The 17,272-nt window shown below is 56.3% G+C and carries 27 protein-coding genes and 3 pseudogenes; 1 reads left to right on the top strand and 29 read right to left on the bottom strand.

The features are described 5' to 3' along the window. Position 1: 1 nt before the first annotated feature. The 7 genes from fliL to fliF all read right to left on the bottom strand — a co-directional run bounded on the left by fliL (position 2) and on the right by fliF (position 6,886). Positions 2-469: a flagellar basal body-associated protein FliL gene (fliL, locus tag F0Q32_RS05475; protein ID WP_149462259.1), complete on the bottom strand. Its 468-nt coding sequence runs from the start codon at positions 467-469 to the stop codon at positions 2-4. Between the two features lie 106 nt (positions 470-575). Then, positions 576-1,718: a flagellar hook-length control protein FliK gene (locus tag F0Q32_RS05470; protein ID WP_149462258.1), complete on the bottom strand. Its 1,143-nt coding sequence runs from the start codon at positions 1,716-1,718 to the stop codon at positions 576-578. Then, entirely contained in the window at positions 1,711-2,157 is a 447-nt protein-coding gene (fliJ, locus tag F0Q32_RS05465) for a flagellar export protein FliJ (protein ID WP_149462257.1), read from the bottom strand. Before fliJ ends, F0Q32_RS05470 begins: the two co-directional genes overlap by 8 nt. Positions 2,158-2,178: 21 nt before the next feature. Further along, complete coding sequence (fliI, locus tag F0Q32_RS05460; RefSeq protein WP_149462256.1) at positions 2,179-3,549, bottom strand: flagellar protein export ATPase FliI; 1,371 nt, start codon at positions 3,547-3,549, stop codon at positions 2,179-2,181. Further along, positions 3,549-4,244 (bottom strand): flagellar assembly protein FliH, encoded by a 696-nt coding sequence (gene fliH / locus F0Q32_RS05455; protein ID WP_149462255.1) that lies wholly within the window; start codon positions 4,242-4,244, stop codon positions 3,549-3,551. Before fliH ends, fliI begins: the two co-directional genes overlap by 1 nt. Continuing rightward, entirely contained in the window at positions 4,237-5,232 is a 996-nt protein-coding gene (fliG, locus tag F0Q32_RS05450; RefSeq protein ID WP_015963948.1) for a flagellar motor switch protein FliG, read from the bottom strand. The genes fliH and fliG overlap by 8 nt, the downstream gene beginning before the upstream one ends. Continuing rightward, the gene (fliF, locus tag F0Q32_RS05445) at positions 5,225-6,886 is read right to left on the bottom strand and encodes a flagellar basal-body MS-ring/collar protein FliF (RefSeq protein WP_149462254.1); all 1,662 of its coding nucleotides are present in this window, start codon (positions 6,884-6,886) and stop codon (positions 5,225-5,227) included. The genes fliG and fliF overlap by 8 nt, the downstream gene beginning before the upstream one ends. A 214-nt stretch (positions 6,887-7,100) precedes the next feature. On the opposite strand from fliF, the gene fliE reads away from it, so the two are divergent. After that, positions 7,101-7,412, top strand: coding sequence for a flagellar hook-basal body complex protein FliE (gene fliE / locus F0Q32_RS05440; protein WP_149462253.1), 312 nt, complete (start codon positions 7,101-7,103; stop codon positions 7,410-7,412). A 26-nt stretch (positions 7,413-7,438) separates the two neighbouring features. Here the strand turns inward: fliE and F0Q32_RS05435 are convergent, their stop codons facing one another. The 22 genes and pseudogenes from F0Q32_RS05435 to F0Q32_RS05350 form a co-directional block, all read right to left on the bottom strand. Next, positions 7,439-8,734: a site-specific integrase gene (locus tag F0Q32_RS05435; protein ID WP_149462252.1), complete on the bottom strand. Its 1,296-nt coding sequence runs from the start codon at positions 8,732-8,734 to the stop codon at positions 7,439-7,441. Positions 8,735-8,779: 45 nt separating this feature from the next. Continuing rightward, positions 8,780-9,022: an excisionase family protein gene (gene xisR, locus F0Q32_RS05430; RefSeq protein ID WP_149462251.1), complete on the bottom strand. Its 243-nt coding sequence runs from the start codon at positions 9,020-9,022 to the stop codon at positions 8,780-8,782. Positions 9,023-9,130: 108 nt separating this feature from the next. Next, positions 9,131-9,301 carry a stationary-phase-induced ribosome-associated protein gene (gene sra / locus F0Q32_RS26755; RefSeq protein WP_186436782.1) on the bottom strand — a complete coding sequence of 57 codons (171 nt, stop codon included), beginning with the start codon at positions 9,299-9,301 and terminating at the stop codon, positions 9,131-9,133. Positions 9,302-9,310: 9 nt separating this feature from the next. Continuing rightward, the gene (locus F0Q32_RS05425) at positions 9,311-9,550 is read right to left on the bottom strand and encodes a DUF4222 domain-containing protein (protein WP_149462250.1); all 240 of its coding nucleotides are present in this window, start codon (positions 9,548-9,550) and stop codon (positions 9,311-9,313) included. Continuing rightward, positions 9,528-10,199 (bottom strand): hypothetical protein, encoded by a 672-nt coding sequence (locus F0Q32_RS05420; RefSeq protein WP_149462249.1) that lies wholly within the window; start codon positions 10,197-10,199, stop codon positions 9,528-9,530. Before F0Q32_RS05420 ends, F0Q32_RS05425 begins: the two co-directional genes overlap by 23 nt. Then, entirely contained in the window at positions 10,196-10,417 is a 222-nt protein-coding gene (locus tag F0Q32_RS05415) for a TraR/DksA family transcriptional regulator (protein ID WP_149462248.1), read from the bottom strand. The genes F0Q32_RS05420 and F0Q32_RS05415 overlap by 4 nt, the downstream gene beginning before the upstream one ends. Further along, complete coding sequence (locus tag F0Q32_RS05410; protein ID WP_149462247.1) at positions 10,410-10,595, bottom strand: hypothetical protein; 186 nt, start codon at positions 10,593-10,595, stop codon at positions 10,410-10,412. Before F0Q32_RS05410 ends, F0Q32_RS05415 begins: the two co-directional genes overlap by 8 nt. 88 nt (positions 10,596-10,683) lie before the next feature. Next, a complete protein-coding gene (locus F0Q32_RS05405) occupies positions 10,684-11,295 on the bottom strand; it encodes a hypothetical protein (RefSeq protein ID WP_149462246.1) in 612 nt (203 codons plus the stop codon). Then, positions 11,292-11,510: pseudogene (locus F0Q32_RS26445) on the bottom strand (hypothetical protein). The gene F0Q32_RS05405 and the pseudogene F0Q32_RS26445 overlap by 4 nt, the downstream one beginning before the upstream one ends. A gap of 7 nt (positions 11,511-11,517) precedes the next feature. Beyond that, a pseudogene (locus F0Q32_RS05395) lies at positions 11,518-12,276 on the bottom strand (dcm methylase); the annotation flags it as partial. Then, entirely contained in the window at positions 12,273-12,932 is a 660-nt protein-coding gene (locus F0Q32_RS05390) for an MT-A70 family methyltransferase (protein ID WP_149462245.1), read from the bottom strand. The pseudogene F0Q32_RS05395 and the gene F0Q32_RS05390, both read right to left, overlap by 4 nt. Further along, positions 12,929-13,096 carry a hypothetical protein gene (locus F0Q32_RS26120; RefSeq protein ID WP_188016833.1) on the bottom strand — a complete coding sequence of 56 codons (168 nt, stop codon included), beginning with the start codon at positions 13,094-13,096 and terminating at the stop codon, positions 12,929-12,931. Before F0Q32_RS26120 ends, F0Q32_RS05390 begins: the two co-directional genes overlap by 4 nt. Continuing rightward, positions 13,093-13,521 (bottom strand): regulator, encoded by a 429-nt coding sequence (locus tag F0Q32_RS05385; RefSeq protein WP_149462244.1) that lies wholly within the window; start codon positions 13,519-13,521, stop codon positions 13,093-13,095. Before F0Q32_RS05385 ends, F0Q32_RS26120 begins: the two co-directional genes overlap by 4 nt. After that, positions 13,518-14,141: a lambda exonuclease family protein gene (locus tag F0Q32_RS05380; RefSeq protein WP_149462243.1), complete on the bottom strand. Its 624-nt coding sequence runs from the start codon at positions 14,139-14,141 to the stop codon at positions 13,518-13,520. The genes F0Q32_RS05385 and F0Q32_RS05380 overlap by 4 nt, the downstream gene beginning before the upstream one ends. Then, on the bottom strand, positions 14,138-14,446 hold the full coding sequence (locus F0Q32_RS26115) for a hypothetical protein (RefSeq protein WP_161503855.1): 309 nt from the start codon (positions 14,444-14,446) through the stop codon (positions 14,138-14,140). Before F0Q32_RS26115 ends, F0Q32_RS05380 begins: the two co-directional genes overlap by 4 nt. After that, positions 14,443-14,641: pseudogene (locus F0Q32_RS26110) on the bottom strand (hypothetical protein). Before F0Q32_RS26110 ends, F0Q32_RS26115 begins: the two are co-directional and overlap by 4 nt. After that, a complete protein-coding gene (locus F0Q32_RS05370) occupies positions 14,638-14,871 on the bottom strand; it encodes a hypothetical protein (protein ID WP_023328770.1) in 234 nt (77 codons plus the stop codon). Before F0Q32_RS05370 ends, F0Q32_RS26110 begins: the two are co-directional and overlap by 4 nt. A gap of 11 nt (positions 14,872-14,882) precedes the next feature. Continuing rightward, complete coding sequence (gene gamL / locus F0Q32_RS05365) at positions 14,883-15,167, bottom strand: host nuclease inhibitor GamL (protein ID WP_149462242.1); 285 nt, start codon at positions 15,165-15,167, stop codon at positions 14,883-14,885. Between the two features lie 7 nt (positions 15,168-15,174). Further along, positions 15,175-16,209, bottom strand: coding sequence for a hypothetical protein (locus tag F0Q32_RS05360; RefSeq protein WP_149462241.1), 1,035 nt, complete (start codon positions 16,207-16,209; stop codon positions 15,175-15,177). A 70-nt stretch (positions 16,210-16,279) separates the two neighbouring features. Further along, positions 16,280-16,489 carry a hypothetical protein gene (locus tag F0Q32_RS05355; RefSeq protein WP_001514158.1) on the bottom strand — a complete coding sequence of 70 codons (210 nt, stop codon included), beginning with the start codon at positions 16,487-16,489 and terminating at the stop codon, positions 16,280-16,282. Then, positions 16,486-16,644, bottom strand: a complete 159-nt coding sequence (locus F0Q32_RS26105) for a hypothetical protein (RefSeq protein ID WP_188016832.1) — start codon at positions 16,642-16,644, stop codon at positions 16,486-16,488. The genes F0Q32_RS05355 and F0Q32_RS26105 overlap by 4 nt, the downstream gene beginning before the upstream one ends. Further along, positions 16,641-17,150: a hypothetical protein gene (locus tag F0Q32_RS05350; protein ID WP_149462240.1), complete on the bottom strand. Its 510-nt coding sequence runs from the start codon at positions 17,148-17,150 to the stop codon at positions 16,641-16,643. Before F0Q32_RS05350 ends, F0Q32_RS26105 begins: the two co-directional genes overlap by 4 nt. Between the last annotated feature and the right edge of the window lie 122 nt (positions 17,151-17,272).

The raw sequence follows: 17,272 nt of genomic DNA, 5'->3' as shown, positions 1-17,272 counted from the left end.
GTTATCGCAGAATAAAAGCGGTGTAGAGAACGTCAGTCACGTCCTGCTTTGGATGACCGGCAATCAGTGGCGTGCTCAGCGTCTCTTTAATGGCGGCGGCCAGTTTTTGCTTCCCGGCATCGGTCGCCAACTGCGTGGCGTCCTGGCGAGAAAGTAGCAGTAGCAGACGACTGCGCACTTCCGGCAGATACTCATTCAGCCGTGCGCGCGTCGCTTCATCTTTCAGACGCAACGTAATACCGAGATAAAGTACGCGATCCGCGTCGCCGAGATTCACCGTAAAGGTATCCAGCGCGTAAAAGACCGGCGCGGCAGGGGGCGGCGTCTCGGTTTTGCTTTCCGTGGTATTGTGCTGCTGCATCCGCCAGTAGCTGTAACCGGCGATCGCTACGGCGGCGAGCGTCACGAGGATCAGCAGCGGCAGCCAAATGGCGCGTTTGCGGTTTTTGGTGATAGCGGTGTCGGTCATCTGATGCGGTCTTCCTGTTGCATATACTGCTTATCGTGTGATTATCCCGACTCCCGCGCGGGTCAAAGCGTGGAAAAGACGGGAATAATCACGCTACCTCTGGCGTTTAGGCAAAAATGTCGACTCTGCCATCGCCGCTTGCGGCGGATTGCAACGCAGCAGGGGCGATCAACGTATCATCCTCGTCATCCCCGGATGCCGCGCCACGCCAGGCCGACTGCTGGCCCGAAGCATGTTGCTGTTGCTGCTGTCCGGCAAAACTCTCACTGCTGATATTGCTTTGTCCAAGCTGAATGCCGTTATCGGCCAGCTGTGCGCGAAGTACCGGTAACGCGGCTTCCAGCGCGGCGCGCACGTGGCTGTGCGGCGACACCATTTGAATCTGCGCCTGGTTATCGTCGAGCTTAAGCGAGATATGCACCTGGCCGAGATCTTCCGGATGCAAACGTAACTCAGCTGTCTGCTGCCCCTGACGTGTGAACAGGGTGATGTGCTGGCTTATGCTCTGCTGCCAGTCCGGTGAACCGAGTGGAGCCTGTACGATTGGGGCCGGTAATGCAGGCGTAGTTTGTGCGGCGACACTGACCAGCCCGGAGAACGTTGCCGTTGGGGCCGCAGCGGTTGGCGTGCTGTCGGCTTCTGCTTTCAGCGCTATCGGTGCCAACTGCGGCGCGCTTTGTGTTGCGGTGGGTAGTTCACTGTTGGCAAGCGGCTGCGCGGTATCGTTGCTGGCGGCGTGCTGAGCAAAAGATTTATCACCGCCGCGTTCGGATACACCGTTCAGAGTGGGCATCTCAGTGCCTGCGGTGACCGTCGTTGGTTGTGCAGGTTGCACCGTTGGCAGCATGGCCATCAGCGCGCTCATCCCGGCAAGCGATGCGTCGCTAACGGTTTCGTCGTCATCGCTATCCTCCTGCGGTTGGGTACTCTGAACATCGCTTTTCAGATGCGAGGCCAATTGGCTGAGCAGCGTCTGCGTATCCGTTGTCGTACCGTCCGGCAGTTCGACTGGAATCTTTGCCGTCTCCTGCTGTAACAGCCATTCGGTAATGGAGGTTTTTGCCGTGGTTTTTGCGTCCGCCGGCTCCTGAGAAAGGGCGGCGGTCAGGCTTTTAAGCGGTTGGGTATGTTCACTCCCCAACGCATCGCTGAGCAGGCTGAGAAAATCCGCCTCGCCGCCCGCCTGCGTGGAAATACCCGGCGTGCCGCTCTCGACGTCCGGGGCTAAAAGCGTGAGCAGGTTAATCATTGCGATTCCTTAAGGTGGCGCGCTGGGCAAATTCATCCATCTTTTTCTGGTCAAGGCGGTTTTCCGCCAGCAGCGTGGCGCTGGCCTGGCGCTCCTGCAACGTCTCCCACGCCTGAAGACGCTGTTTTTTCTCGCGCCAGAAGGTCAATGCTTGCTCCACTTTGTTATTCCATTGCTGTAACTGCTGGCGATGCTGTTCAATGGCGCTTTCCAGCGTCTGAATAAACTGCTGATAGTTTTGCCAGCGCAGGCTGGCAATCCCCTGACTCATGTCGCTGTTGAGATTGTTTTGATATTCAAGCTGGTAATCCATCAGCATCTGCAATTGCTCTTCGACTTTCTGAAAACCACGACGCATCTCGCCGAGCTTGAGCGCGGCGGTATCCACCTCGTTTTCCGCCAGCTCTTTGAGCGTGGCCAATGCACCTTGTTGCGCCATCTTGCGGTACCTCCTGCTTCATCAGGTTGACGGGAAAATTTGCTCAAGCCCCTGAAGAGAACTCTCCCAGTCGGCTTTTTCCAGAATGCCCTGCTGCAAAAATGCTTCCAGCTGCGGCCATAGCGCGATGGCGCGGTCCAGCATCGGGTCGCTGCCTTTGGCGTAAGCGCCGACGCTCACCAGATCGCGGTTGCGCTGAAAGCTGGAGAGCAACTGTTTGAAATGACGCACGCGGGCGTAGTGTGGTTCGCTTATCAGCGCCGTCATCGCGCGGCTGATGGATGCTTCAATATCGATGGCCGGATAGTGCCCGGCCTCTGCCAGCCTGCGCGACAACACAATATGCCCGTCGAGAATGGCGCGCGCCGAATCGGCGATGGGGTCCTGCTGGTCGTCGCCTTCGGTCAGCACCGTATAAAATGCGGTGACTGAACCGCCACCGCTGATGCCGTTCCCGGCGCGTTCAACCAGCGCGGGCAATTTGGCGAAAACGGAAGGCGGGTAGCCTTTGGTGGCGGGCGGCTCGCCAATCGCCAGGGCGATTTCACGCTGCGCCATCGCGTAGCGGGTGAGGGAGTCCATAATCAGCAGCACATGTAGGCCGCGATCGCGGAAATCTTCCGCCACGCGGGTGGCATAGGCCGCGCCCTGCATGCGCAGTAGCGGCGACACGTCGGCTGGGGCGGCAATCACCACTGAACGGGCCCGGCCTTCGCTGCCGAGAATGTTCTCGATAAAATCTTTCACTTCGCGCCCGCGCTCGCCAATCAGGCCAACCACAATCACATCCGCCTGGGTGTAGCGCGCCATCATCCCCAGCAGCACGCTTTTACCCACGCCGGAGCCGGCAAACAGCCCCATACGCTGCCCGCGACCGACGGTGAGCAGGGCGTTGATGGGCCGCACGCCGGTATCCAGCACGTGTTCAATCGGCGTTCGCTGGAGCGGGTTAAACGGCGGTGTAATGAGCGCGCCGGTTTCGGTGGTCTCCGGCGCGGGAAGGCCATCGAGCGGTTTGCCGCTGCCGTCAAGCACGCGCCCCAGCAGCGCCGGGCCGAGCGGTAATTGTTTGCCGCTTTGTAACCCGTCGCCGGAGGCATTACGCGCATAGACGCGCGCGCCGGGCAAAATACCTTCTACTTCTTCCAGCGGCATCAGAAACAGGCGCTGACCATTGAAGCCCACCACTTCGCTTTCCACTTCCTGCGTTTCTGCACCAAGCTGACGTTCGATAATGCATGTCGCACCGAGCGGCAGTTGCAGACCCGTGGCTTCCAGCACCAGCCCGGTCGCGCGGGTCAGGCGACCATAGCGGCGCACGGTAGGAAGCTGGGCGATGCGCGCTTCGACGTTATCCAGCGTTGTCAGCCAGCGGGTGAGACGCGCGGTCATCAGCAAGCTCCCGGCGCGGCAAGACGGCAGAGTTCCTGCCAGCGGGTGGCGACGCTCGCATCAAGGTCACCTTCATCGGCGCTCACTTTACAACCGCCAGGATGTAACGTCGGATCGCCGCGCAGCCGCCAGCCGTGCAGGCTTAAGGTGGCACCCAGCACCGCGTCTACGCGAGGAAGATCGTCAGGGTTTACGCGTAGCTGCGGTTTGCCGCTAAATAACGGTTCCTGTTGCAGTAATCCCTGAATCTGTTTAATCAACGCAGAACTGTCGATGGATGTAGTCTCGCCGATGATTTGTCGGGCGGCTTCCAGCGCCATCTGCATTAAACGCGAGGCGATGACGCTATCCATCGCATCCAGCGTATTCTGGAACTCGCTGACCAGTTGCTGCATGCGGGCATGGAGCGGGGCTTGCGCTTGTTGCGCCTGCATTGTGCCTTGTTCAAGCCCCTGCGCCAGACCGTCCTGATAACCCTGCTGCTGCCCGGCGGCGCGGCCTTCCTGCAACCCAGCCTGGTAACCCTGCTCGTGAGCCTGCATCTGAATTTGCGCCAGTTGCTGCTGACGCAATGCTTCTTCAGAAAGGGCGATCTCTTGCGCATCCGCTTCCTGCTCAGGAATAACAATCTCATCTTCTAAGGGCGGGGCGAGATCGTCCGGCTGCCAGACTTTCCACGGCGTGGTATCAGACATAGGTGTCGTCTCCGCTGCCAATCACCATCTCGCCGGTTTCCGCCAGACGACGCACAATCAGCAGAATCGCTTTCTGCTCGTTTTCCACCTGCGACAGACGCACCGGGCCACGGTTGGCGAGATCGTCGCGCAGAATATCGGCGGCACGCTGAGACATGTTGCGCAGGAACTTCTCGCGCAGCGGCGGTTCGGCTCCTTTAAGCGCGATAAGTAACGATTCGGAGTCCACTTCCTGCAACAGCCGCTGGATGCTGCGATCGTCCACCTCGACCAGATTTTCGAACAGGAACATCTCGTCGATAATTTTTTGCGCCAGCTCGCCGTCGAATTCGCGCACGGCGGTGATAACGGCTTCTTCCTGCTGGGTTTTCATCAGGTTAATAATTTCAGCCGCCGTTCTTACGCCGCCCATTTTGCTGCGCTTAAGATTCTGACCATCCAGCAGACCGTTGAGCACTTCAGTCAGCTCCGCCAGTGCAGCAGGCTGCACGCCGCCGAAGGTGGCGATACGCAGCATCACATCGTGACGCAGGCGCTCGTCGAACAGTGCCAGAATATCGGCGGCCTGCGCACGTTTGAGATGTACCAGGATGGTGGCGATGATTTGCGGATGCTCGTCGCGAATAATATCGGCGGCGCTCTGCGGCTCCATAAAGTTGAGCGTCTCGATGCCGCTGGCGGTTTCGCGGGTTTCGAGAATGTCCTCCAGCAGGCTGGCGGCACGCTCTTCGCCGAGTGCTTTCACCAGCACCGAGCGCAGATATTCGTTGGCATTGACGCTCAGCGCGGCGTACTGCTCGGCTTCCTGCTCAAACTCCGCCAGCACTTCGGTAAGCTGCTTATTGGAGATCTGCTTCACATTGGCCATAGCGGTACTGAGCTGCTGCACTTCTCGCGCCGACAGGTGTTTAAACACCTCGGCGGCGCGATCTTCACCGATGGTCATCAGCAAAATGACGCTTTTATCTACACCGCTTAATTTACTCATGATCGTTATTCATCCACTGGCGGATGACCAGCGCGACAACGCGCGGATCGTTATCAGACATTTCACGAATACGCTGGCTCATAACTTCCGCGCCCATTCGCTGGTTGGCGCGGCGTTGCTGGAGTTGCTCATCTTTGCTGAGATGCACTTCCACCGCGTCCTGCGTTTCCTGGATGACGCGCGACTGCTCGGCGGCGACCTGCGTCTCCTGCTGACGGCGCATTAATTGCGGACGAACGGCTTTGCGCCACAGCAGCCAGGCGACCAGCAGCACCAGTAACCAGCGACCCAACGACAGCAACTGATCGATAAACGATTGCTGTTGCCAGAACGGCAATTCACCGCCGGTTTCCTCCGCCTGCGTAAACGGAGAGTTGACCACATTGAGGGTATCGCCGCGCTGGCTGGAAAAGCCCATCGCTTCACGCGTGAGAGCGTCAATTTGCTTCATTTGCTCGGCGCTGAGCGCCTGCGTTTTACCGTCGGCCAGCGCGCGATAATTCACCACCACCGCCACGGAAAGGCGCTGAATGTCGCCCACGTTGCGTTTGGTATGGCGAATGGTGCGATCCACTTCGTAGTTACTGGTTTCGTTACGCTGTGTGTTGCGCGGCCCGCCGCTGCTCTGGGTGCTGGTGGTGCGGGTATTGTTAGTCGCGGGCGGTGTCGCAATGGGTGCTGACGGCGCGGGCGCAGGGGAGTTTGACAGCGCGCCTGGCACGCCGCCCGGGTACGGGCTGCCGATTTGCTCGCTCTCATTCACCTGACGTGAACGCAGCACGGCCTGGCTGGCATCCCCGTTTGGGCGATACTGCTCTTCCGTTTGCTCTTTATTATCAAAATCGATCTGCGCGGTGACCTGCGCGTGCACATTACTGTTGCCGACGATGGGCCCCAGAATGGCTTCGATGCGGCGTTGCACACGGCTTTCTACGTCGGCGGCGTATTTCAGTTGCGCGTCATTCAGGTCACGGGCATTGGTATTGGATTGTGTGAGCAGATGCCCGCTCTGATCGACCAGCGTAACGTTGCCTGGCGGTAGCCCGGCGACGGAACTGGAGACCAGATGCACCACCGCTGAAATTTGTCCTTCGTCCAGCGCGCGACCCGGTTCAAGATTGACGGTCACAGAGGCAGAAGGGGATTTTTGTTCACGCACGAACAGCGACGGTTTGGGCATCGCTAAATGGACGCGGGCGCTCTTCACAGGCCCCAGGGTTTCGATGGTACGCGACAGCTCGCCCTCCAGCGCACGCTGATAGTTCACCTGCTCGCTGAACTGGCTGATGCCGAACTTCTCTTGGTCAAGTAATTCAAAACCGACCGCGCCGCCTTTTGGCAAACCGGCCTGCGCCAGACGCAGGCGAAGTTCATGCACTTTATCCGCAGGAACTTCGATTGCGCCGCCGTTATCCGCAAAGCGGTAGGGGACGTTCATCTGCGTTAACTGGCTGACAATCGCGCCGCCGTCCTGATCGGAAAGGTTGCTAAACAGCGTGCGGTAGTCCGGGCTTTTCGCCCACAGCACCAGCGCAACGATGATAGCCACCGCGGCAGCGCTGGCCACCATCAACGGAATTTTCGGGTTTGCGCGCAGGCGACTGACCCACTCCAGCGTTTTAGTTTGCGGCGTAGTCGTGGCGTTCGCGCTCATTGCGCACCTCGTAAATCCTGAAAGATGGCGTTAAATGTGTACAAAAACAAAGCAGACTCCCGGGCGACGAACACAAAATGACAGCGCTGCCATTATTTGCTGTCGCGGGATTTTCTATGGTCCAAATAACCCGTTTTTTTGCCGCTAATTAACGCCTTTATCTTATTGACAAGGTGCTAATCTCTGCTCCATTAACATTTATCAGGAGTGGGTTATGGCGATTCAGGGTATTGAGGGCGTGCTGTCACAGTTACACATGACAGCCAATGTGGCGCGGAATCAGCAGGTTGATACGCAGTCAACCGTGAGTTTCGCCGGGCAACTGAGCGCCGCTCTGGATCGCATCAGCGATACGCAAAACGCCGCACGCACCCAGGCGGAAAACTTTACCCTTGGCGTACCGGGCGTGGCGCTGAATGATGTTATGACCGATCTGCAAAAATCATCCGTGTCGTTACAGATGGGCATTCAGGTGAGGAATAAAATGGTGAGTGCGTATCAGGAAGTGATGGGCATGCAGGTTTAGGTTATCTAACCTAATGATATTTATTATTAATAACCATCCGATCCCACAGCGTGGGGCATGGATGGGGCAAACTCGCTCAATTTCTGGTTTAGGATGAGTACCTGGTCCTGATTATTTTCAGCCATCCAGGATCCGTACACCCGGTAAACCATTTGCGCGTCGGTGTGGCCCATTTGCTTCGCAATGAAGTTCGGGTTTGCGCCGGCAGCTAACGACCAGCATGCATACGTGTGTCGGGACTGGTATGCTCTGCGATAGCGAATCCCGGCGCGTCGCATTGCCGCTTCCCACGACTGGTTAATCGACCCCACTGCGTAATGATGCCCGGCACGGCCATTACGTGATGCGATCTGCGGGTTGAACACGAACGTGCATGGATGCACATCGGTAAGGCCATACTCGCGCAGTTTCACCTCAACCTGATACTGCTTACCCAGGCGTGTTAACTCGGCCTGGCTCTTCAGCACGTCGATCGCTGGCTGAATGAGGTTGATGATACGGTCCGTCCCGGCCTCTGTTTTCGGAAGGGTGAACTCCTTCGTTAACGTGTGGTTCCGGCGGATCATCATCGTACCCGCTTTCAGGTCGATATCTTCCCAGGCCAGCGACACAAGTTCTCCGTGGCGCACGCCGGTGTAGATGGCAAGAGACCACATGTTTTTCAGTTGCTGGTGGGCGCAGGCGTTAATCAACCTGACAAACTCATCGCGCGTCAGCGGGTCAGGCTCGCATCGTGACCGCTTAAGCATGGCGATCCCGGTGAACGGATTCACCCGTACATAACCGCTATCAGCGGCAAACTTAAACATCCCGCCCATGGTCTTCATGTAGTTGTTGACCGTTCTGACTGAGCGGCCCTTAACCGGCGTTTTCTGCCCGACTTTCAGCGTGTGATAACCGGTCAGCAATTCCTTCCTGATAAACAGCAGGTCTTCCTGCGTTACCGCAGATACCAGCCTGTCCCCACCAATCCTGGGCACCATGTTGCGAGCTATAGATGCATAGCGTGACATCGCGTTGGTGCTGATCTCCATACGCTTCAGTTCAAGCCACTTATTCGCCAGCTCCAGCACGGTGATTTCCTTGCTCTCCACCCCAAACCTTTTCAGGTTAGGCGAGTCTGGGAATTGCGCTGCATAGTTGAAGTTGCCGGTCTTAATCGAAAAGCACACCGACGCGCGCAGCTCGCCAGCGACCTTTCTGTTTTTTGGTGTATCCGGCACGCCGAGGCTTTCACGCACCCGGCTGCCTTTATAGATGAACCATATGCGGAGCGTACCGCCATGGTTTTCCACGCCTGTTGGGTATGCTGACTTAGCCATTACTCCCTCCTGACGTCCAAGAGCCTGCTAAGCATACCTTGTTCATCAAGGGTGAGCACCTGGCTGTTTAGACGCTTGTTGTTCAATCCAGCGATTAATCGCTTCTGTGTTGTACATGCACTGGCTGGTAGGTTTTGGTTCGCCCTCTGGCGAGATGTGCATATACTCGCGTCCGATAAGCCAGCATTTACGGGCGCGCTCGATAGTCCCTGGCTTGAGTCCGGTAATTTCAGTCAACTTTTGTTCTGTCACCCACTTGTTGGGCGCCAGCTGAATAATGTCGGTCATGGGTGTCTCCAGGCAAAAAAGAACCCGGCGCAGGGCCGGGCAAAATGGATCACGAGGTGGTGCTTTCGCACCCAATAGCCAGCTCATAACCGGCTATCAGTTGCGTCATTAAGTGAAATAGAAAAAGGAATCTGACTTAGTCCGCATAGCTACCCATGCGCTAACCATCTTTCCGGTCTTTGTTGCATGATGAACGTTAGCGACAAAATGCATTTGTTGCGTATTACTGCGCCAGTGAGGCATCCCAAGTAGCCGACGTGCGGCTGCGTTACTCTTCATAATTTCTCCTCATGCCGCACGCTGGGCGCGAAGCTTCTTCAGGTGTTCTGCTGTTTCGATTTCTTCAGCGATCCGTTCGGCCTGTGCTTTTGTCAGCGGCTCGAATTCATGCTGAAATCTGCCCATACTGGCGATGCAGGTGCGGCCGTTGCGGATGTAGTGGATTACTTCATAGGTTGAGCGGAGTATTTTGCAGGGCGCGCCATGGGGATCGGCGTACCAGGTATTAGGCTGGATTATCCTGAACATTGGGCACCACCTTAAATTCGATTACCCAGACCCAAGGGTTGGAGTCGAAGCTACCTTCGCCATTGGCCTTATCCCACCACGCTTTAAAGCCGTGCATTTCTGGACACAGCCCTACCGGAACGCCAGCGATCGCATAATGCTCGGCATGGTTGAAGGCTCGTCCAGCTACGGTTTCGCAGTGTTCGAGCATGTCGCCAAGGCCATTCAGCAAGTCTGATTCATTAGCCGTCTGAAGTTTCTCGACCCGGATGCCGGTTATCTCCAGGGTGATTCGGCTGGCGGCGCGAGGCATTACTGCGCCAGATTGTGGACGTGTCCAGTCTCCCCATGCTGGCTCACCATCGGCCCAATACCAGAAGTCCGGGACTTCGTGAGGAACTGCTGGATCAAAGAAGTTAAATGCGTCGAGCCGTGAAAATGACTCTCTGACATAAATCGCATCGCCAACTACACCGAATGGACATGGATGCCAGTAATCGCACACGTGCTCCGCATCTTCGCTCCATGGCCACATGCTTCCATCGTCGCGCTCTGCAATTTCAGTAGCCCGAGTCTGACGCCATTTGATAGGGCGCCGAACCTGCGTCATGCTGCCATCAAGCAAGGCGCGCACCTGATACTCATTAAAAATCATTCCGCGCTCTTTCACTGGATCCCCCTCTGCTTATTCCTCAATTCGATAACGCCCTGGCACTCCGCGCACGTCTGGCAGCCTGGAACGGCAGCGCGCCGCGGCTCGGGAATTGGTTCGTCGCATTCCTCACAATGCTCAGCTGATACGGCGTTGTGGTCGATGCGGTGAGCGGAAAGGGCAGCGTTACGCTGAAGCTCTTCAATTTCTGCTGCGGTATCGATGATGTCAGCCATGTTGTGCTCTCCTGCGTTTCTTGGCGGCTCGACGCGCCGCTGCAATTCCAGTTTTTCCACCACTAACCGGATAGCTATTCCCGATATAAATGGAAGGGGAAATTTCTGCGATGCTCCACGATTTAACTGACGTACAGGCGGCAGCCATGACAGCTAATGCTATGGATGTTCGTTTCATGGGTGCTCCCGGAACTGTCGGTTAATTCGGTTGAATGTGAACGCCAGCAATAAAAAAGGAGCCTTAAGCTCCCGGGTGATTAGTGCCTTCATGCGGCGCGCTCCGCCATTATTTCGGCTTTCTGCTCATCGTTGAGCATGTCGTCAGAGACGATCGCCACGCGATTGCTGGCGCTCCACGAAACTGGAGCAATTTCTTTCAGCGCCTTATTCAGTGCCTCAGCAGCATCACGCACAGCTTGCGGCAAGCAGTAATAGTCATCACCATCAGGCATTATCTCTTCGCAGTGCTGTTCCAGGTCGAACTCCGGCGGGTAGTTAGGCTCGCAGATCATTAACTGCAACTCACTCGGCAGTAGGGAGTGCTCACAACAATAGTCAGCCAGCGATTCAGCGTCGAAAAAGTACTGGTCACTGTCAAAGATAACGAGCGGCTCTCCGGCCCATACCGCGCGCTCAAAGGTAGAGAACTTCGCCTGTCGGCTTTCGCGGTGGCATTCTTCGCAATAGCCATGAGTGCTATGAATAGGGTGCTCTTCAGGTTTGTTTTTGCACTTGCGATGAGTGGCACCGCACCAACGCGCCTGGTGCTCGTCACCACCCCAGAAACGGCCTTGTCGGTCTACCCAGCCAGTTACAGTCTGGATGCTGGCCGCTTCAGCGCTGTCCATCATCACGATTTTTTCAGTTTTCATATTCATTGTTCGGCTCCAAACCGCCCGTTAAGGCGGCCAGTTTTGACGACTAACTCCATGAGGCTAATTCCCAGAGCTTCAATTTTCTTGTGATGCTTGTTGATGATGGGAGGCACCGTTTCGTTCCAGTTAGGCTTTGGCTTCTTGCGCATGGCCTGCTGGATTTCCTCGGTTCAGCGGCGGCAGGCGGCACGGATGGCGTTGTCTGTTTCTGGCGTCATGCGGCCTCCGTTTGTTTTTGAGATGAGGGGCATTCGAAAGAAAAACTGCTTTCGCAAAGCCCAGAGGAGTTGCGCTTCGAATGTTGGCACGCTCGTCACTGGGAGGGCATTCGTGAATGCGGTTGTCCGGATACCAGTCAGTCACCAATCCGGCGAAAGATGTTCCTGAGATGACCTCGATTGCCTTCTTCTTCGGCACCATCCGGCCGCAGGCCAGCTTCACGGCGTCGATAGCTGCTTCCACCATCGGGTGCACATTCTCTGCCGGCGTCTTGAAGCCGTTACCTGTCCAGAGGCAGGTCTGTTTCGTGTAGTTGTCATCCGCGCACAGCCCAGTGAACTGGTACGGATGGAACGTGTAATCTGCCGAACCGAAGATGCTACTGAACACGCTCACTGGGTTTTCGAATGCCCACGGGCATCCGGCCGCCAAGCCTGTCATCCTGCATTGCTCGGCAACAAGTGCAGCTTTCGCCTGAAAATGTTGGTCCTTGGCTCGTTTTAATTCGAACCAGCGGGATCCTGATACTGCAACGTCAGTGCAAGGAGGAAAGCCGATAACCATAACCACGTTCTCTGTACGAATGATCTGGGACAGCCGCGGCATAGCCTCAATTATGGTTGCCGATATGCGTTCAATCGGACCGTTAATCGAAGTATCTGGATGCTGCGGGTCAACCAACACCGCACGGTAACCGGCTTCAACCCATGGCTCAGACATGACGCCAGTGATATCGCACAGGCAGATAATGGTACCTTTGCTCATGCGGCCTCCGTTTTCACAACGTCGATGGCGCAGCCGGGTAGCAATTCAACCGCGGCGGTGGCGCACTGATTTCCCCAGTGGTGCCAGCCCGGCGCCGCGCAGCGGCTAAACAACTCAATGCGCGGCACATCACCGTAAAGCAGCTCTAGCCGGTGGCGCACTTCCCATGGCTTTTCGCTGTGCGCGCCCAGCGGGCTGTATATCACTTGCTTAATCCCGGCGTGCTTTCGTTCCAGCCCGGCGCCGCGGGTGGCAATCAGCAGATCTTCGGTATTGGCCCGGGTGTGGTTGCCGCCGTTCATGCGCGTCTCGGCGTTCAGCAGATCGAGGAAGTCGTAAAAGTCGGCAACTTCCCCCTCGGCCAGCGCCTTGTTGATGCGCAACTCGGCGTTCTGATTCAGCTTCACCCAGGTAAAGCCCTTCATCGTGCGAACGGTGAAGCCCCAGGCCTCTGCCAGTTCGATAGCCTCCTGGTTATGCGTGCCGGTGTACCACATCGCCAGCACTGCGTTTTCGGCGGCAAGCTCCCACACAGGCAAGCGCTTGATGTCGATTAACTTCATGGTGGAGTAGTGATCGGCAGCGGCTCCGTTACTGATGGTGTTGCCGTAAGACCAAGGCGGGTCGGCGTAGATAAGAGAGTATTTTCCGGTCATACATCCTCCCGCTCCGGATCGTTAACATCCCAGCCATTACGCTCAATATTGGTTTGCAGCCGCTTATCTCCTACCTCTTCAATGCAGCGGCCGGTAATCTCAGCGACTTCAGCGTTTGAGTGTCGCTGCAGCATCGCCAGCTCTTCGAGAGACCACGCTTTCATAGCACTGACTCCATTTCGTCGATGTAGAGGCCCTGAGCAATGAGGCGACGACGGCGGGCGGCTCGCGCTATGCATTCCTGCCGTCTACCTTCCTGCGACTGCTCTATGGCGCGCCGGGTGAACAGGCGCGATTTGCCCTGTGGCGTTACGACCTTTGGTTTCGTGACCAGGTCGAAAGTGCGGTCGCAGATGCCGTCCTCGTTAAGCCATTTTTTTGACTCAACGATCTGAGCTATCTGTCCGGTGCCGCGAGTGTTGCCGTTGGCAACCCGGTTAAACTCAATGAGCGTTACGCCAAACTTCTCTGCGATTTCGCTGCCGGTTACCGGGCGGCCGCGCGTCTGAATCATCCAGATAACGCGCTCACGGAGGCCGGAGAATTGCCCGGTTCGCCCGGGCCTGCGATAGAAGGGTGTGCGTTTCATTCGAGCTCCAGTATGCGGCGCTTAATGTCCGCAACAAGTTCGAGGAAATCTTTTCTGCGTGCGCGAAGCCGTGCTATTTCTGATTCACATTCGGCAGATGTAAGGCGATAGACGATGAGCTGTTTACCATCCGGGAAGTCTGCGCAGTAGCTGATGAAGTCCACCCAATCTCTGCCAGAGCAATCAAGGTGACCGACAAGTTGCCATCTGTATGCCGTATCGAAGGAGCCGCGGGTGAGGGTGGAGTAGTGAGTGGCGGCAATGACCGACTTAATCTCAATGAGGCCGTCCTGTCCTACGAGTCCGTCAGGGCTGTCACCGTACGTTTCGTGATCAAAGAACCCGCCATTATCCACGTCGACGAAGTTCATCTCTTCGTACAGCATGCGGGCAATTGGCTCCTGTTCGTGCCCGCGCTCCATGTGCTCGTTTGAGAAGCCAAACTCAGACTTGCACCCCTTAATCTGCTCCAGAGCCAACTGTAGAGCGTAACGCTTGGCCGGTTCGCCAAACGCTTTCCCATCGTTAGCCATGATCAGGCCGAAGTTTGAAGCGGTGGCCTTACCCAGGCGAAGAGCATCCCACTCTTCACCATTTTGCTCGACGTCGTGCCAGATCATGATGAACACTCCTGTTCAAGTTGGCGGCGATGCTCTGGGGAAATGTCCATTCTCGCCAGCACTGCATCAAGGTTGCCGTCGCGTTTGAAGGCTGCCTTGGCGTTATTCCATGCCTGCGTTTTATCTGGCGAAAGCACCGGCTTTGTGACGCGCGCCGGGCTTAAGCGGAGACCTTCAACCGATTCCTTTCCGAACCGGACATTTTTATCGACGTAGACAGTGACCTTCACGCCAACCCAATCCTCAAGAAAGGGCGAGCCGGTGATGCTTTTCAGCATCTTGCTATTGGTTGCATTCAGAATCATAGGCTTAAGCTTTTCGCCAGGGCGAAGCTCGCGCTCTTCAAAATAAGCGGTGTTAAAAACGTCTTTGGATTTTTTTGTTTTGTCGTTTTCTAACGTTGCGCGGGCGATCGTCAGCACCGTTGGCTCAACGATGTCGGCGCTGCTCAGGTAAGGAGAGTCAAATGCCTTGCGGTAATGTGTTTTTGAATCTGTCATTTTGCAGCCTCTCTGATGAATCTGTTTACCAAAGGCCTGAGAGCATCCTGAATGGTGAAATGCTCGCGTCGCTCTTTGCTGCTGTCATAAATCGGTGTCCAGCCGCATCCCGTATTCACCTGGATCACCTGGTAACTACCTTTCCCATCTCTCCACTGAATTCCGTTCATCGAGAGCCACTCCTTAAAGTCGGCTAATTTCGATTTGTGGAGTAAATTTCTGCGGGCCATTAACTCTCTCCTTAAAACGGGCAGCCGGTACGGTGTTCCCAGTCGTATTCTGCCTGGGCGTAAGCAACTGCCGAAATGAAATCGTTGTAGGCCTCGCCAGCTTTATCGCTGCGAAGTCCTTCGTATGGTCTGGAGTCAATCGGGACCGTGAAGTGGAAGAGGCCGGACGGCTCTTTTGGCATCATGTCGATGATTTGCTGAGCCCGGTCGTCGATCCACTTCTCTTTCTCGTCGGTGAGTTGTTGTTCAACCCAGCGCCGATCTTCGATGCGGTCGTAAGTGAGGTATGCGTTCATGGTTGCCTCAATATTTGATGTGCGCGTCCTGCACTTTGCCGCCAGCGATCGCCAGCACTGCTTTCTGCGCGAATTCTTCGGGGATGCCCTGAGCAATCAGATCTGCGTAGACACGACGATTGACGGTGCGGCGGTGCTCTTTGTCTGCGGCTCGGCGCGCTTCTTCTTCAGCTTTGCGCTTCTCTTCGGCTAGGCGGGCTTCTTCTGCCTGTTTTGCCTTGAGGCGCTCAGCTTCCACTGCCGCGGCTTTTTCGCGCTCCGCCCGGGCTTCTGCTTCCTGTTTCTCGCGTGCCGCACGCTGTTCCGCTTCAATGCGCTGGCGTTCAGCCTGCTCTGCACGTGCTTTCTCTTCAGCTTCACGGCGCGCTGCAGCTTCTATCTCTGCTTTGTGCTTCGCTTCGGCATCGCGGCGGGCTTGTTCTGCCGCTTCGCGCTTAATGCGTTCTTCGTGCTCACGCTGAGCCTGTTCCGCCAGGCGGCGCTGCTCTTCGCGGTCACGGTCAAACTTGTCATTCATCAGCAGAGCCATTTCGTGGTCTGCCTCGATCTGCGCGGCGCGGTCACGGTCAAACTTGTCATTCATCAGCAGAGCCATTTCGTGGTCTGCCTCGATCTGCGCGGCGCGCTGACGGTCGAACTCTTCGTTCATCACCAGCGCTTCGGCGTGCATCGCGTTCATGGCTTCTTCAGCCTTGATGCGTTCCTGCTCGGCTTCCCATTCAGTGAGTGGGCGCCGGGTCGCATCGCGCAGCTCGTCACAGGCATCAACGAATCGCTTAATTTCGGCCTCAGCGGGACGCACAGCCTCTTTCAGACGCTTCAGGTACTCACGGCCCGGCTTTTCGATTGCCGTCTTGCTGCGGGATACCTGCGCCGCCAGAGAGGCGACACGGTCACGGCCTTTCTTCGTGGACAGGTCCGGCACTTCGTTTACTGCCTGGCGGATTTGCTCGAGATAAGCATCAAGGCCGCCCGCTACGTACAGCACCGGCGCCTGTTCCGTCTTGATTTCGATGACAGTTAAGTCCGTTACTTCGCTCATGGTTTCTCCTGAAATTTGGATGTGCAGATCCCGCCCGCAGAAAGCCAGGCCGATCGGTTGAATATGGTGGTTAGTGCTGGATAGGGTTGCCGTGACCGTCCAGAAGGACGTCAATCACGCAGTCACTTAGTCGGATGATTTCTGCATCGGTGTGCAGGTATACCCATTTACGCTCCTGAATGACTGCTGAAACGCGATAGGTGCGACCTTCATGCATTGCCATCATGCCGGGCGTGACGCACTGGCGAATGAGCGGGGTGGTTCCGTAGTGGTGCATCATACCTTCACCTCAACCTGTACCAGGAGGCCAGCGATATGCATCTGCCGGCGATTAAGTGTGAGCTTTTCCCGCGGTGCCGATACCGACGTCAGTTGCCACTCGTTATCGTTGAGCTTTTTGGCGGTGTACTGCTTGACGTTGTGGGTGACTGTCATGATGCCTCCCGGGCTTTGGCATTTGCCGCATTGATGGCGTCAATGTTCATTAGGCAGTAGATAGCGCATTCAGCGTCGTAATCACTCAACCCGCCGCTTGCCAGCTTATTAAGGGCAGCGCCAGTTAAGCCGATTTTGAAGCAGATAGAGCCGTGTTTAGGGCCATATCCATAGCGATGGTCTTCACGCTGATCGCTCCATTGGGCGTAATTTTTTGTGCCAAAATAGCGCTCGCTCAGGCGGGTAAACCCGGATGCAATGTCGTTAATCGCATCTTCAACACACCCGCGCCGCTCCGTGCTTTGTTTCGGGTCTCCGAAGTTAATGATCGTCATGCCATGCTGGACCATCTCAATCGTTAGGCCTTTATTGGCCTGGTTGATACCTTCAGACACAGCAATAAACTCCTTGCCGATGCGTGAGGTGTCATCAACAAACTTCGCCTTCAACTGAGCCAGTTCGGCTTCAATTGCCATTTTCTTTTTGGTCAATTCGATAAGAGTCATAATCATCTCCGCGCTTAAGGCCGCGCCGCCGAACGTTTAAACCCAATCCCCAGCAGGGGGTGCTATATCTGAGCAAACTCTGTGAATTTGCTTTGATATGGCGATAAAAAACCCGCCGTAGC

It is taken from the genome of Pseudocitrobacter sp. 73 (genome assembly GCF_008369545.1).
GTDB lineage: Bacteria > Pseudomonadota > Gammaproteobacteria > Enterobacterales > Enterobacteriaceae > Pseudocitrobacter > Pseudocitrobacter vendiensis.
The sequence above is the reverse complement of the archived record's forward strand: the minus strand, read 5'-3'. Positions and strand labels throughout refer to the sequence as shown.

Coding starts and splice junctions, on each gene's coding strand:
- fliL (WP_149462259.1), bottom strand. CDS start 469: ATGACCGACACCGCTATCACCAAAAACCGCAAACGCGCCATTTGGCTG.
- F0Q32_RS05470 (WP_149462258.1), bottom strand. CDS start 1,718: ATGATTAACCTGCTCACGCTTTTAGCCCCGGACGTCGAGAGCGGCACG.
- fliJ (WP_149462257.1), bottom strand. CDS start 2,157: ATGGCGCAACAAGGTGCATTGGCCACGCTCAAAGAGCTGGCGGAAAAC.
- fliI (WP_149462256.1), bottom strand. CDS start 3,549: ATGACCGCGCGTCTCACCCGCTGGCTGACAACGCTGGATAACGTCGAA.
- fliH (WP_149462255.1), bottom strand. CDS start 4,244: ATGTCTGATACCACGCCGTGGAAAGTCTGGCAGCCGGACGATCTCGCC.
- fliG (WP_015963948.1), bottom strand. CDS start 5,232: ATGAGTAAATTAAGCGGTGTAGATAAAAGCGTCATTTTGCTGATGACC.
- fliF (WP_149462254.1), bottom strand. CDS start 6,886: ATGAGCGCGAACGCCACGACTACGCCGCAAACTAAAACGCTGGAGTGG.
- fliE (WP_149462253.1), top strand. CDS start 7,101: ATGGCGATTCAGGGTATTGAGGGCGTGCTGTCACAGTTACACATGACA.
- F0Q32_RS05435 (WP_149462252.1), bottom strand. CDS start 8,734: ATGGCTAAGTCAGCATACCCAACAGGCGTGGAAAACCATGGCGGTACG.
- xisR (WP_149462251.1), bottom strand. CDS start 9,022: ATGACCGACATTATTCAGCTGGCGCCCAACAAGTGGGTGACAGAACAA.
- sra (WP_186436782.1), bottom strand. CDS start 9,301: ATGAAGAGTAACGCAGCCGCACGTCGGCTACTTGGGATGCCTCACTGG.
- F0Q32_RS05425 (WP_149462250.1), bottom strand. CDS start 9,550: ATGTTCAGGATAATCCAGCCTAATACCTGGTACGCCGATCCCCATGGC.
- F0Q32_RS05415 (WP_149462248.1), bottom strand. CDS start 10,417: ATGGCTGACATCATCGATACCGCAGCAGAAATTGAAGAGCTTCAGCGT.
- F0Q32_RS05410 (WP_149462247.1), bottom strand. CDS start 10,595: ATGAAACGAACATCCATAGCATTAGCTGTCATGGCTGCCGCCTGTACG.
- F0Q32_RS05405 (WP_149462246.1), bottom strand. CDS start 11,295: ATGAATATGAAAACTGAAAAAATCGTGATGATGGACAGCGCTGAAGCG.
- F0Q32_RS05390 (WP_149462245.1), bottom strand. CDS start 12,932: ATGACCGGAAAATACTCTCTTATCTACGCCGACCCGCCTTGGTCTTAC.
- F0Q32_RS26120 (WP_188016833.1), bottom strand. CDS start 13,096: ATGAAAGCGTGGTCTCTCGAAGAGCTGGCGATGCTGCAGCGACACTCA.
- F0Q32_RS05385 (WP_149462244.1), bottom strand. CDS start 13,521: ATGAAACGCACACCCTTCTATCGCAGGCCCGGGCGAACCGGGCAATTC.
- F0Q32_RS05380 (WP_149462243.1), bottom strand. CDS start 14,141: ATGATCTGGCACGACGTCGAGCAAAATGGTGAAGAGTGGGATGCTCTT.
- F0Q32_RS26115 (WP_161503855.1), bottom strand. CDS start 14,446: ATGATTCTGAATGCAACCAATAGCAAGATGCTGAAAAGCATCACCGGC.
- F0Q32_RS05370 (WP_023328770.1), bottom strand. CDS start 14,871: ATGGCCCGCAGAAATTTACTCCACAAATCGAAATTAGCCGACTTTAAG.
- gamL (WP_149462242.1), bottom strand. CDS start 15,167: ATGAACGCATACCTCACTTACGACCGCATCGAAGATCGGCGCTGGGTT.
- F0Q32_RS05360 (WP_149462241.1), bottom strand. CDS start 16,209: ATGAGCGAAGTAACGGACTTAACTGTCATCGAAATCAAGACGGAACAG.
- F0Q32_RS05355 (WP_001514158.1), bottom strand. CDS start 16,489: ATGATGCACCACTACGGAACCACCCCGCTCATTCGCCAGTGCGTCACG.
- F0Q32_RS26105 (WP_188016832.1), bottom strand. CDS start 16,644: ATGACAGTCACCCACAACGTCAAGCAGTACACCGCCAAAAAGCTCAAC.
- F0Q32_RS05350 (WP_149462240.1), bottom strand. CDS start 17,150: ATGACTCTTATCGAATTGACCAAAAAGAAAATGGCAATTGAAGCCGAA.